Source organism: Desulfomicrobium baculatum DSM 4028 (assembly GCF_000023225.1).
Taxonomy (GTDB): Bacteria; Desulfobacterota; Desulfovibrionia; order Desulfovibrionales; family Desulfomicrobiaceae; genus Desulfomicrobium; species Desulfomicrobium baculatum.
In genome coordinates this window covers 2,294,210-2,306,502 of record NC_013173.1, presented here as the reverse complement: position 1 = coordinate 2,306,502, position 12,293 = coordinate 2,294,210, and the positions used below count along the sequence as shown (strand labels likewise).

Here is a 12,293-nt window from a genome sequence, read left to right as displayed (position 1 = left end):
TCAGGGCTTTCGGTGCGGCGGGTTGTCCGCGGACGGGGGTGCCGTCCGCGGAGTGTGGCGTTGCTGATGAGCTAGCGCGTCTTGATCATGGTCCACATCTCGTCGTAGATGCGCGCCCCGTCGCCCAGGTCGTTGATGAACTGCAGTTTGCCCATGTACTCATCCGAAGGGTAGATGGCTTCGTTCTGCAGGTCTTCGGGGGTGATGAAGGGCTTGGCCGCGTCGTTGGGGGTGGGGTAGCGGGTCCAGTTGGACAGGCCTGCCCCGACCTTGGCGTCCAGGATGTAGTTGATGAACGCGTAAGCGGCTTCAGGGTTTGGGGCTTTGGACGGGATGGCCATGTTGTCCACCCAGATGACCGTTCCCTCGATCGGGTTGGCGAAAGCCACGTTTTCGGGGTCTTCCTCCACGCCGCGCAGTCCATCGCCGTTGTAGGTCACGGCGGCTACGGCCCCGCCGGACAGGACCTTGGCCCGGCCGCCGACTCCGCCCTCGAAGCCCTGGAAATTCGGGCTCTTTTTGGTCGCGAGCATTAGTTCGACCACCTTCTTGAGCTCTTCGGTGTCCGTGGTGTTCACGCTCATGCCGAGGTAGCACTGGGCGATGCCCAGCATCTCGCGCACGGAGTCGAGCAGCACGAAGGACCCGGCGTGCTTGTCCGCATCAAACATGGTTGCCCAGGAGATGGGGCCGGTGATCTTCTTCTTGTTGTAGAGCATGCCGAGGGTACCCCATTGATAGGCCACGGTGTGGGCGTTCTTGGGATCGTAGGGCACGTCGATGAACTTGGGGTTGAGGTTCTTCATGTTCGGGATCTTGGAGTGATCCAGTTCCTGCAGAAGGCCGAGCTTGATCATGGCCGGAATACCGTAGTCTGTAGGTACGACCAGGTCGTACTGGCTGGCGCCGCCGGCCTGGAGCTTGGCCATCATGTCTTCCATAGTCTCGTAGTAGTCCACGCGGACCTTGATCCCGGTCTGTTTCTCGAAATTGGGGACGATCTCCGGCCCCATGTACTCGGACCAGATGTACAGGTTCAGTTCCTGGGCCGACCAGGCCGAGGCGGTGGTCAGCAACACGAAGGCGAGAGTGAGCAGGATCTTACGCATGTTTTTTCTCCTTGGTGGAAGTGCGTGAAAAACGTTCAGCGATAACCACTGCCAGAATGGTGATCAGCAGAACGATGGTGGACAGGGCGTGGATGTCCGGGGTCACTCCCCGGCGGACCTGGGCATAGATGTAGAGCGGCAGGGTCATGGACGACGGCCCGGCCGTGAAGAAGCTGATGACGAAGTCATCGAGCGACATGGTGAAGGCCAGCATGGCCCCGGCCACGATGCCGGGCCGCAGCAGCGGCAGGGTCACGTGGCGCAGCAGAAAGAGGTTGTCGGCGTAGAGGTCGCGGGCGGCCTCCTCTATTTTCGTGGAGATGGCGGCCAGACGGCTGCCCACGACCAGGGCCACGAACGCGATCTGAAAGGTGATGTGGCCGATGACCATGTTCAGCATGCCCGGGTCGAAGATCGACGAAACATAGCGCAGCAGGGCGAAGGCGATGACCAGGGCGGCGGCGAAGACGATCTCCGGCGTGACCACGGGCAGATGCAGGATCAGGTCGAAGAATCCGGCCCAGCGCTTGCCCCAGGGGTGGCGCTTGATGCCGATGGCCACGGCCGTGCCCAAAACCGTGGAGACCATGGTCGAGACAACGGCCAGAAAGAGGGTGTTGCGGGCCGCTTCCAGGACCAGGGAGTTGGCGGCCAGCTGAAAATACCAGTCCAGGGTGAAGCCCTTCCAGGTCAGGCCGAAGCGCGACGCGTTGACGGAGAACACGGCCACGGCGAAGAGGGGAATGTAAAGGAAGCACAGGGCTCCGATGGCCACCAGACGGAAGAAGGGATGGATCTTCAATGCACCGCCTCCTTGCCGCCGGTCTTGCGCAGCACCCAGATGCCAATGAAGGTCAGGAGCATGAGCCCGAGGCTCACGGCCGCGCCGAAGGGCCAGTCGCGGCTGGTGCCGAACTGCTGCTGGATGAGATTGCCGACCAGCATGTATTTGGCCCCGCCCAGGAAATCAGGGACCAGAAACATGCCCATGGCCGGGATGAAGGTCAGGGTCACACCCACGGCCAGGCCCGGCGTGGTCTGGGGCAAGATGGCGTGCCGGAACACACGCCAGGAGCCGGAGTAGAGATCGCGGGCCGCCTCGACCAGGGACCAGTCCAGCTTCTCCACGTTGGCGTAGAGCGGCATGGTCACGAAGGGCAGGAAGGTGCTGACCATGCCGAGATAGACGGCAAACGGCGTGGGGTAGAGCGGCGCGTCGGGAGCGATGAAGCCCAGCAAGGAAGCGAGTTTGGCCAGGGGCATCTGCGGCGCGAGGACCAGCAGCCACGCATAGGTGCGGATGACCAGATTGGTCCAGAACGGGATGATGACCAGGGTCAGCCAGAAGTAGCGCTTCCGGGCCGGCTTGCAGGCGATGTAGAAGCACAGGGGGTAGGATAGCAGCACGCAGATGATCGTGGTCACGGCCGCGACCACGCAACTGCGCCCGAGGATGATCAGGTAGTCCGGGGACCAGCCGAAGGTGCCGTACCCCAGCAGACGGTAGAAATTGTTCCAGGTGAATTCCCACACGATCTGGCCGTAGCTCCCGCGCGAGGCGAAACCGACGGGGATGAGGGCCAGCATGGGGATGGCCAGAAAGACGAGGGTCCAGGCGATGCCCGGCGAGAGATGGGCCAGACCGCGCCGCAGCAGGCTGCGCGAGGTGGTCAGTTCGCCATACCAGATGACGTTGTCAGTCATGGAGCACCACCAGGGCCTCGGCCGGCAGCTCCACCCAGACCATGTCGCCGCTGGCGATGGCCCGGTGCGGGGCCGTGCGCAGGCGCAGGTTGCCGGCTTCGAGCCAGATGTCCAGATGGTCGCCGCGATAGAAGGCGTCCCGCACCCGGCTCTGCACGCCGTTGACGCTCGGGGCCTCGTCGCGCAGGCGGACCCGTTCGGGCCGGATGGCCAGATAGCCCGTTTCCCAGTCCACGCCGTTCACCTGCAAGAAGCCCAGTTCGGACTGGACTCCGCCCGGCGCGCGGGTGGCCTCGATGATGTTGGCCTTGCCCAGAAAATTGGCCACGAAGCGGTTGCACGGCCGCTCGTAAATCTCCATGGGCGTGCCGACCTGCACGAATTGCCCCTGGTTCATGACCGCGATGCGGTCGGACACGGTCAGGGCCTCGTCCTGGTCGTGGGTGACGAGGATGGAGGTGATACCCAGGCGCTGCTGCAGTTGGCGCAGCTCTTCCTGCACGGTGGTGCGCAGCTTCGCGTCGAGGGCGGACATGGGTTCGTCGAGGAGCAGGATCTCGGGTTCGTTGACCAGGGCGCGGGCCATGGCCACGCGCTGCTGCTGGCCTCCGGAGAGCTGGTCGGGCATGCGCGCGGCGAACTCGGTCATATGTACCATATCGAGGGCCGCATGAACCTTGGAGCCGATCACCTCTTCGGGAAATTTTCGCGAGCGCAGCCCGAAGGCCACGTTGTCGGCCACGCTCAGGTGCGGGAACAGGGCGTAGTTCTGGAACACGGTGTTCACGTTGCGCTCCCTGGCCGGCAGGGAGGTCAGGTTGGCGCCCCGGAGCATGATCGTGCCCGAGTCCGGCATCTCGAGCCCGGCGATGATGCGCAGCAGCGTGGTCTTGCCGCATCCTGACGGCCCCAGCAGGGTGAAGAACTCCCCGGGCCGAACCCGCACGTCCACATTGGTCAGCGCGGTGACGGATCCGTAGTTCTTGTAGATGGCGTAGGCCTCAAGACTATACTCCATGGGGTCTCCTTGAATTGCGCTTGAATCTTGGGCTTCGAGGCACGTTCAACTCGGCGCTCCGGATTCGTTCCAGCCGCGCAAGGCGTAATAGTCGGCCAGCATGTAGGCCATCTCCTCGGACGAGAGGCTGTGGCCGCTGGGCAGGGCTTCTTCGAGCAGGCGTTTGGGCAGCAGGTCCTCGTCCGGGGTCTGGCCTTCGCGGATGTTGAACTCGCGCACCAGGTTGCGGATGCGCCGGGCCGTGGCGCGCAGATTCTCGGCGGAGCAGCCCTCGCCGATCATCTCGGTCATGCCCTGGCTCAAGGTCTGCCAGTCGTACATGTCGCGGTAGAAGCGGCACAGGACCAGGGTGTCGAAGATGATCAGGCGGTCCTCGAAATCGATGAGCATGGCGGCCTTGCCTTCCACGATGTCGGCCGGGATCATTTTCGCCAGTTCGGGCTTGTAGAAGGTGGTGCGCAGGTGGCAGGCGCCGCGATCGGAGATGGCGTAGGTCAGGCCCATGCCTTTCAGGACGCGCGGATCGTATCCGGCCGGCTCCATGCCTTTGACGTGCACGGCCAGGTCTTCCAGGCCCCAGGCCTTGGCGGCGGGCACGATGCCGTCGGCCAGGACCGCGCCAATGCCTTCGCGCCGGGCGATCTGTTCGATGAGCAGGGCGATGGCGCGGGCATTGCCGTAGTCGATGTCGAGTTCGATCCTGTCTCTTTTGGCGGCCTCGATGGCGAAGGCGCAAAGGTTCCCGGCCGTGATGGTGTCCATTCCCAGGCGGTCGCAGAGGTCGTTCAAGTAGGCGATCTCGTCCATCTCCTCGATCATGCACAGCCCGCCGAAGGCGTAGATGGTCTCGTATTCCGGGCCTTCGAGTTTGAGCCCCTTGTGGCGCCCCTTGGCGAGGGTGGCCATGCGTCCGCAGGCCATGAAGCATTTGGCGCAGGCGTGGGGGGTGACGTGGTGCTCGCGGTGATAGGTCTCGCCGCTGATCTTTTCCCAGTGGTCGCAGGTCCCCTGGGTCCAGTATTTGGCCGGGAAGGCTCCGGCGGTGTTCATGATGGCCACCATCATGGTCGTGCCGTAGGCCTTGTAGGCCTTCACTCCCGCGCCTTCGCGGTTCTTGAGCATGAAATTCTTGGCGAACTCGGTCACGCCTTCGGGATTGGCTGGCTCGCGTTTGCGGTCGCCTTGAAAGACGATGGCCTTGATCTTCTTGGCGGCCATGACAGTGCCCGCCCCCGATCGGCCCGCGCAGCGCCAGTAGTCGTTGCTGATGATGCCGTAGCGCACGCCCTGCTCGGAGGCGGGCCCGATAACGACCGCGCCCTTCCTGGCGTGGGGCAGCTCCGGCATGACAAAGCGCTCAAGGGCCAGATCTTCGGTCTCGAAGCTGTCCTTGCCCCACAGTTCGCCCGCGTCGTGGAAGACGCAGCCGTCCGCGTGCACGGTCAGGGCCATGAAAGTATCCGCAGCTCCGCGCAGGACGATGGCGTCGAATCCGGCCGCGTCCATGGCTTCGGGCGCCTTGCCGCCGGAGTAGGATTCGCAGTAGCGCCCGGTCAGGGGCGACTTGGTGAACACTCCGTAGCGGCTCCCGCCCCACATGCTCGTTCCGCAGAAGGAGCCCGTGGCGAAGATGAGATGATTCTCAGGAGACATGGGTTCCACCCCGGCCGGGTTCAAGTCCATGAGAAGCCTGGTCGCCAGGCCCTTGCCACCCAGCCAGACGGACAGGAGCTCGTCCGGTAGCGATACGATGGTAAAGGACCGGCTGCTCAGGTCGACCAGAAGTATGCGATTGTAAAAACCTTTCACTTCTTCTCCTTATCAAGATGCGAGGCTCCGCCCGAGCGTGAAACCGATTTCCTGCCTCGAAATGGCTACGCTATTTGGCGGATACGAAAGCCAGTGCTTCTTCCATGATCTCGAGTCCTTTTTCCAGTTCTTCTGCGGACGTGACCAGGGGCATGAGCGTGCGGATGACGTTGCCGAAGTTGCCGCAGGCCAGCAGCAACAGGCCGTTGTCGCGGCAGCGGGCGACCATGGCCTGGGTCTTGTCGGGAGCCGGTTCCTTGGTTGTGCGGTCATGGACCAGTTCCAGGGCCAGCATGGCGCCAAGGCCGCGCACATCACCGATGAGAGGATAGTGTTCTTGCCAGGACTTAAAGGCGCTCTGGGCTTTGGCGGCAAGGGCCTGGCCCTTGGCCAGAACGTGGGTTTCGAGTTCGTCGATGGCCGCCAGGGACGCGGCGCAGCTGACCGGGTTGCCGCCGTAGGTACCTCCGAGGCCGCCGATCTGCGGCGCGTCCAGCAGGTCGGCACGGCCGACGATGCCGGAGATGGGCATGCCACCGCCCATGCTCTTGGCGACCACGGTGATGTCCGGGATTACGCCCCAGTGCTCCATGGCCAGCATGGAGCCCGTGCGGCCGAATCCGGTCTGGACCTCGTCGGCGATGAAGACGATGCCGTTTTCTTCGCACAGGGCCTTGAGCTTGGGAAAGTATTCCCTGGGTGGGACGATGAAGCCGCCCTCGCCGGTCACGGGCTCGATGATGACGGCGGCCAGATGCTCGGCCGCGGCGTTGCCGATGAAGCTCTTTTTGATCACGTCCACGCATTTGATCCCGCAGGACGGATACTCGCAGTCCACGGGGCAACGGTAGCAATAGGGGTAGGGCTGACGATATATTTCAGGGGCATAGGGGCCAAAACCCAGCTTGTAGGGCTTGACCTTGCTGGTCAGGGACATGGCCAGCAGAGTCCGGCCGTGGAATGCCCCGTCAAAGGCCAGGATGCCCTGACGGCCTGTGGCGTGACGGGCGACCTTGATAGCGTTCTCCACGGCCTCGGCCCCGCTGTTGAAGAGGGCGGCCTTTTTCTCGAAATCACCGGGAGCGAGTTCGATGAGCTTTTCGGCCAGAGCCACATAGCCCTCGTACATGACGACATGGAAGCAGCTGTGCACGAGCTTCTCGGCCTGCGTCTTGATGGCCTCGACCACCTTGGGGTTGCAGTGGCCGACGTTCATGACGCCGATGCCGCCGACAAAGTCGATGTACACGCGGCCTTCCACATCCGTGATCGTGGCACCGGAGGCGCTCTTGGCAAAGATGGGGGCGGTGTTGAACACGCCGCGCGGGACAGCCTTTTTCCTGCGTTCAAACAATGCGTTATTTGTCATGGTCCACTTCCTGGTGCAGATTTTCACGACATAAAGCAAGTAACGAACCAATTTGTTAAATTCAAGTATTCAAGGTGATTGAATTGTAGTTGCGTGAAAAGGCGAGCTTTTTGATTCATTTTTGAATCGAAATTGTTTCAATTGGGTGCTCAAGCATCGCAAATATTTAGCGATTGACTAATTTGCAATTTTTTTGCTCAGGATTGGGGCGGATTGCCTGCGGCTGTGCGAAAATTCGCCTAGGTAGCCGCTTCATAATCGTTCAGGAACGTGATTTTTGCGGTGGATGTCAAAAATGCATCCTTGGACCACTTGACCCAACAATACGGGTCCGATCGTGATCAGGAGCCATGGCAAGAGCCTAATTGATGAAAAGGGCGGATTATATCTTTATGTTCGCGGATGCTCTGAACGTACGTCAGGAATGGAGAACTGGTTGATTCATTAATGAATCATGTTTGGGGCTGTAAATGGCGGATATGGAGAGAAAAGTAGCGTGATGGATGAATATGTTCAAAATATCAGGCTATTATGTATATTTAGGTCAAAAAAGATATAGATAAAACAAAGGGTTGTTTTTGATTCAAAAATAAATCATCGGATTTTGTGCTTGCCCATTTTGCGCACGACCGAGGGCTGACTGATGCCCAGGTGGCGGGCGATTTCCCGCGTGCTGCCGTAGATCTTCCGGGCCCGTGCGAGCAGCTCCCGCTCCACTTTCTCCACCGCTATGGTTAGATTCAGGTCCTCGCTTTGCGCTTCTCCGCTCATGGCAATACCAAGAGCCTCGTCGATGACACCCTCGTCGCTCATGACCACTGCCTGCTTGATCAGGTTTCTGAGTTCGCGCGCATTGCCCGGATAGGAATGACCCAGCAAAAGCTCCATGCCTTTGGGGCTGATGCGTTTCTCTGTCTGGTATTGGGCGTTGTACATGGTCAGGAATTTTTCGGTGAGCTCAAGCACGTCCTCGGGGCGGCTGCGCAAGGGCGGGATCTCCAGCGCCAGGGCGTTCAGGCGGTAGTAAAGATCTTTGCGAAAGGCCTTGGCCTTGACCTGTTCTTCGAGGTTGCGGTTGGTGGCGGCGATGATGGAGCAGCGAATCTTCTTGGGTCTGGTGCCGCCTACGGGAGTGAATTCATTGTCATCCAGGCATTTCAACAGTTTGGCCTGCAGATGCAGTGGGGTCTCGCCGACCTCGTCCAGAAAGAAGGTTCCGTCCTGGGCAACCTCCAGAAGGCCTGCCTTGCCATCCTTGAGGGCCCCGGTGAATGCTCCTCGCTCGTACCCAAACAGCTCGGCCTCGAACAGGGATTCGGGCAAGGCCGCGCAGTTGACGGAGATGAACGGCCTGTCCCGGCGCGCGCTGTTCTGATGGATGAACTTGGCCATCATGCTCTTGCCCGTGCCCGACTCGCCCAGGATGAGGATTTTCGAGGTATTGAAGTGGGAGAGTTTCATGGCCTTGGCCACCACGCGCCGCATGCCCGGACTCTCCATGGCCAGGCCCTGGGAGTTCAGTTCAAGCATGGTCACTCCAGCCAGTTCGTCCTTGACCTTGGCCTGCTCGCGCTGAACCTGGTCCAGATCCCGGCGCAGCATGTTGAGTTCGGTCAGGTCGCGTTCGTTGACCACAACCAGGGACACGTTTCCCTTTCCGTCAAAGGTCGGTGTGCCGGTGACCAGCAGCTGCTTGCCCGTGCTGGTCGCGCTTTGGATGATGCTGGCCTGGGCCTTGGATTTGAGCACCATGAGCGTCACGGATTGGTCCACGAAACCGCCAGCCACGACCTCGGACATGTTTTTGCCCAGAAAATCCTCGGCCCTGATGCCGTTCAGGCGTTCGGAGGCTTTGTTGATGGACATGATCGTGCCGCTTCCGTCGCAGACCCAGATGCCGTCGTTGGAGGCCTGGAAAACGGCCTGAAAAGTCTGCAGGAGTTTCTGGTGTGAATCGAGCTTGGTGGCCAGTTCCTCGAAGCGCTCGGGGCGCTGCAGGCTGACGATCGCCCCGGCCAGTTCGCCGTCGCGCATGTGCGGGGTGATTTCGAAAAAGAGCTTCACGCCTCGGTCCACGATGCGTCCGGTGCCGTTGCGGAAGGCCGCGGTGGAGAGGGCGGCCTTGGCCAGCGGGGCCGCGATGGGAAGGAACTCGGCCACGTCTCGGCCTACGCAGTCCGAGAAGCGGCGCCCCTGGGCTTCGAGAAAGGCCCTGGCCCGTTCATTGAGGTGGACGACCTTGCCATCCAGGTCCATGGCCACGATGGCATAGCTGACGGAGTCGAGGATGGAGTGGAGCTGGGATACGTCGGGCATGGCGTCCTTGGCTTGCTTGATGAGGGTGCCTGTGCATACTGCGTGTCTGGAAGATGCACAACCGCCTTAAAGGACGCTACTGCTAGTTGAGAATACAAGGATCCCTTTCTTCACGGGGATGGCAACTTTCTGCAGCGACGTCATGAAGGGGATGGCTGCTGGCGAGGCAGTTTCATTCACCGGATCACAATTTTTTATTTGACAATGTTCGCCCGGCTGTCTAGTAAGCCCTTCTGTTTGCGCGGGCCAATAGCTCAATTGGTAGAGCATCTGACTCTTAATCAGCAGGTTCAAGGTTCGATTCCTTGTTGGCCCACCACAAAAAAATCAGGCTGCTTCGTTATCGGGGCAGCCTTTTTGCATTTTTGCCGCCATTATTTCCTTTGCATTCCATATCAAAGGGGCTTATGGCTCACCTCTCTCGCGTGAGCAGACTAGAGCCTTGAAGCCTTGTGGACCCTGTCCGGCAACGGCCCGTCATCATCTCGTCTTGGAGATTTTCCATTCTTCCGGCACGTCCGGCCTTCGATTGTTCATCACGCCAGTCGTTGATTTTCCTCCAACCACAGGACCATTTGTGGATTTTTCCTCTTTTTCTTTTGACCAGCGTTTGAACGTTGGCATCCGTGACTGCGGCTATGTTACCCCCACCCCCATTCAGATTCAGGCCATTCCTTCGGTGCTCGCCGGCAAGGATGTTCTCGGCCTGGCCCAGACCGGCACCGGCAAGACCGCTGCCTTTGCCCTGCCGCTGTTGCAGCGTATGATCACGGACGGTATTTCCGTGCGCGGCCCGGTGCGCGTGCTTGTTCTGGCTCCAACCCGCGAGCTTGCCCTGCAGATTCACGAAACGTTCATTTCGCTTGGCAAACAGACCGGCATCCGCTCCGCGGCGGTTTTCGGCGGCGTTGGCGAAACTCCGCAGGTCAAAGCCGCCCGCCAGGCGAGCGTCCTTGTGGCATGTCCCGGACGTCTGCTGGATCTCGTCAATCGCGGTCTGGTGGATTTGTCTCATGTGAATGCCCTGGTTCTCGACGAAGCGGACCGCATGTTCGACATGGGCTTTTTGCCGGACCTGCGCCGGATCATGGCCAAGTTGCCGGCCAAACGGCAGAATCTGCTTTTTTCCGCGACCATGCCCCCTGAGATCCGCAAGATCGCCGATCAGGTTTTGGTTCAGCCCGCGGTGGTGCAGGTCTCCAATACGGCTCCGCCCGAAAAGATCCGGCATACTCTTTACCCGGTCTCCGCCGGGCAGAAGATGGGCCTGCTTGAAGCGTATCTGGGCAGGACTCCGCATGACTGCGTGCTCATCTTCACCCGCACCAAGCATCGCGCCAAGAGCCTGGCCCGCAAGCTGGAGCAGAAAGGAATGCTTGCGACATCCTTGCAGGGCAACCTGTCCCAGAATCGCAGACAGGAAGCCCTGGATGGTTTTCGCAGCGGCAAATACCGCATCATGGTCGCCACGGACATAGCGGCTCGCGGCATCGACTGCGTGCGCATTTCCCATGTCGTCAATTTTGATCTGCCGGATACGGCCGAGAGCTATACTCATCGTATCGGACGCACCGGCCGCGCCGACAAGAGCGGCGAGGCCATAACCCTGGTCTCGCCGGAAGACTCGGCCCAGATCAATGCCATCGAGCGCATCCTGGGTGGCCGTCTGGAGCGGGTGCGTCTTGAAGGTTTTGCCTATTCAAGCGGCGGCGACGAGGCTTCCTTTGAAGAACCGCGTCCTGCCCGCGCGCCCGGCAGAACTCCCGGCCGCAATGCCCCTTCCGGCAGATCAGGACGGCCTGCGCCGAGAAATACCTCCGACTCGCGCTCTCCTGCCGGACGTTCCGGCAATCCCCGCCGTTCAAGCTCCCCGGGACGGGGCGTATTCGGGGTGGCGTCAGCCGCATCCTGAGCCGGATTTTGATGTGACTGGCTGTTGTCCCAGTTAAAAAAAGGAAAACCCCTGCGCGTGACTGCGAGCAGGGGTTTCTTTTTTCGTGTCGCAGGCATGGTGACGACACAAGGACACAGTTCAGTTTCTGGAGGGCAGGGGCGGCGCGCTTGCAGGCGCCATCGGCACGGCTGTTCCGTTGAGGAGGGGATTGACGGACAGCTGGCCATTTTCCCCGGACGTCGAATTCATGTCCACAGGAGCCCGGGTGGGGTCGTTGAAGAGGAGAATGCTGACTCTGCGGTTGCGGGGATCCTCCGGATTTTCGCGGATCAGTGGTTGCGTGGCGGCATATCCCGCTACCCTGACCATGCGTTTGGGGTCCAGCCCGAATTCTTCAAGGATGACGCGTGCGGATGAAGCCCGGTCCGTGGAGAGTTCCCAGTTGGTGTAGCGAGAACTGGGGCCTCCAAGCGGGACGGCGTCGGTGTGGCCTTCCACCGCGATCTGGTTGGGCAGGTCGCGTACGGTGTCGGCGATGACCTTGAGCACATTGCGCGCGTCGCCGGTCAGCTGGGAACTGGCCGAATCGAAAAAAGGGTTTCCCTCGCCGTAGAGCATCTGGATGCGCACCCCGTTATCAAAGGTGTCGATAATGAGTTCTTCCTTGTATTCCTTCAGGCGCTCTTCGATCATCTTGGCCATGGCTTCCTTGAGGATTTCCTCCTGGGATTTGCCTTCGGCGAACATGCCGGTGGTTCCTTCCATGATGAGCGGCTTGAGCTGCGGATCGGCGGCGCTTTGTCCGCCTGCGCCCACGCTCATGGACGGGGGCAGGCCGTCTATGACCGAGAATTCCTTGAAGTAGATGGACAGTTGCTCTTTCTTCTCTTCGCTCACGTTGTTCAAAAGCCACATCAAAAGGAAAAAGGCCATCATTGCCGTGACCAAGTCCGCGTAGGCGATCTTCCAGGCACCGCCATGGTGCCCTCCGTGTCCGCCTTTTTTGACCTTTTTGATGATGACGGCTTTTTTATCGGCCATGATGTCTCACTTTATCCTGTTCAACCATGGTCG

9 protein-coding genes and 1 tRNA gene are annotated in these 12,293 nt (G+C 60.5%); 2 read left to right on the top strand and 8 right to left on the bottom strand.

The window, feature by feature from the left end:
* Positions 1–71 precede the first annotated feature (71 nt).
* The 7 genes from DBAC_RS10055 to DBAC_RS10025 all read right to left on the bottom strand — a co-directional run bounded on the left by DBAC_RS10055 (position 72) and on the right by DBAC_RS10025 (position 9,325).
* Positions 72–1,109, bottom strand: a complete 1,038-nt coding sequence (locus DBAC_RS10055; RefSeq protein ID WP_015774183.1) for a polyamine ABC transporter substrate-binding protein — start codon at positions 1,107–1,109, stop codon at positions 72–74.
* Positions 1,102–1,911 (bottom strand): ABC transporter permease, encoded by an 810-nt coding sequence (locus DBAC_RS10050; protein WP_015774182.1) that lies wholly within the window; start codon positions 1,909–1,911, stop codon positions 1,102–1,104. The genes DBAC_RS10055 and DBAC_RS10050 overlap by 8 nt, the downstream gene beginning before the upstream one ends.
* Entirely contained in the window at positions 1,908–2,813 is a 906-nt protein-coding gene (locus DBAC_RS10045) for an ABC transporter permease (RefSeq protein WP_015774181.1), read from the bottom strand. Before DBAC_RS10045 ends, DBAC_RS10050 begins: the two co-directional genes overlap by 4 nt.
* Positions 2,806–3,831, bottom strand: a complete 1,026-nt coding sequence (locus DBAC_RS19965) for an ABC transporter ATP-binding protein (protein WP_015774180.1) — start codon at positions 3,829–3,831, stop codon at positions 2,806–2,808. The genes DBAC_RS10045 and DBAC_RS19965 overlap by 8 nt, the downstream gene beginning before the upstream one ends.
* A gap of 45 nt (positions 3,832–3,876) precedes the next feature.
* Positions 3,877–5,640, bottom strand: coding sequence for an aldehyde ferredoxin oxidoreductase family protein (locus DBAC_RS10035; protein WP_015774179.1), 1,764 nt, complete (start codon positions 5,638–5,640; stop codon positions 3,877–3,879).
* Between the two features lie 70 nt (positions 5,641–5,710).
* Entirely contained in the window at positions 5,711–7,009 is a 1,299-nt protein-coding gene (gabT, locus tag DBAC_RS10030) for a 4-aminobutyrate--2-oxoglutarate transaminase (RefSeq protein ID WP_015774178.1), read from the bottom strand.
* A 594-nt stretch (positions 7,010–7,603) separates the two neighbouring features.
* A complete protein-coding gene (locus DBAC_RS10025) occupies positions 7,604–9,325 on the bottom strand; it encodes a sigma 54-interacting transcriptional regulator (RefSeq protein ID WP_015774177.1) in 1,722 nt (573 codons plus the stop codon).
* 243 nt (positions 9,326–9,568) lie between these two features.
* Here DBAC_RS10025 and DBAC_RS10020 point away from each other — a divergent pair.
* Both DBAC_RS10020 and DBAC_RS10015 read left to right on the top strand, forming a co-directional pair.
* Positions 9,569–9,644 (top strand) — tRNA-Lys (locus DBAC_RS10020).
* Positions 9,645–9,902: 258 nt separating this feature from the next.
* Positions 9,903–11,237: a DEAD/DEAH box helicase gene (locus DBAC_RS10015; protein ID WP_015774176.1), complete on the top strand. Its 1,335-nt coding sequence runs from the start codon at positions 9,903–9,905 to the stop codon at positions 11,235–11,237.
* A 120-nt stretch (positions 11,238–11,357) separates the two neighbouring features.
* On the opposite strand, the gene DBAC_RS10010 is transcribed toward DBAC_RS10015, so the two are convergent.
* Positions 11,358–12,260: a flagellar motor protein MotB gene (locus DBAC_RS10010; protein WP_015774175.1), complete on the bottom strand. Its 903-nt coding sequence runs from the start codon at positions 12,258–12,260 to the stop codon at positions 11,358–11,360.
* Positions 12,261–12,293 lie beyond the last annotated feature (33 nt).

Bases quoted from the DNA above. Each gene is read 5' to 3' on its own strand.
- gabT (WP_015774178.1), bottom strand. From the start codon at position 7,009: ATGACAAATAACGCATTGTTTGAACGCAGGAAAAAGGCTGTCCCGCGC.
- DBAC_RS10055 (WP_015774183.1), bottom strand. From the start codon at position 1,109: ATGCGTAAGATCCTGCTCACTCTCGCCTTCGTGTTGCTGACCACCGCC.
- DBAC_RS10010 (WP_015774175.1), bottom strand. From the start codon at position 12,260: ATGGCCGATAAAAAAGCCGTCATCATCAAAAAGGTCAAAAAAGGCGGA.
- DBAC_RS19965 (WP_015774180.1), bottom strand. From the start codon at position 3,831: ATGGAGTATAGTCTTGAGGCCTACGCCATCTACAAGAACTACGGATCC.
- DBAC_RS10025 (WP_015774177.1), bottom strand. From the start codon at position 9,325: ATGCCCGACGTATCCCAGCTCCACTCCATCCTCGACTCCGTCAGCTAT.
- DBAC_RS10045 (WP_015774181.1), bottom strand. From the start codon at position 2,813: ATGACTGACAACGTCATCTGGTATGGCGAACTGACCACCTCGCGCAGC.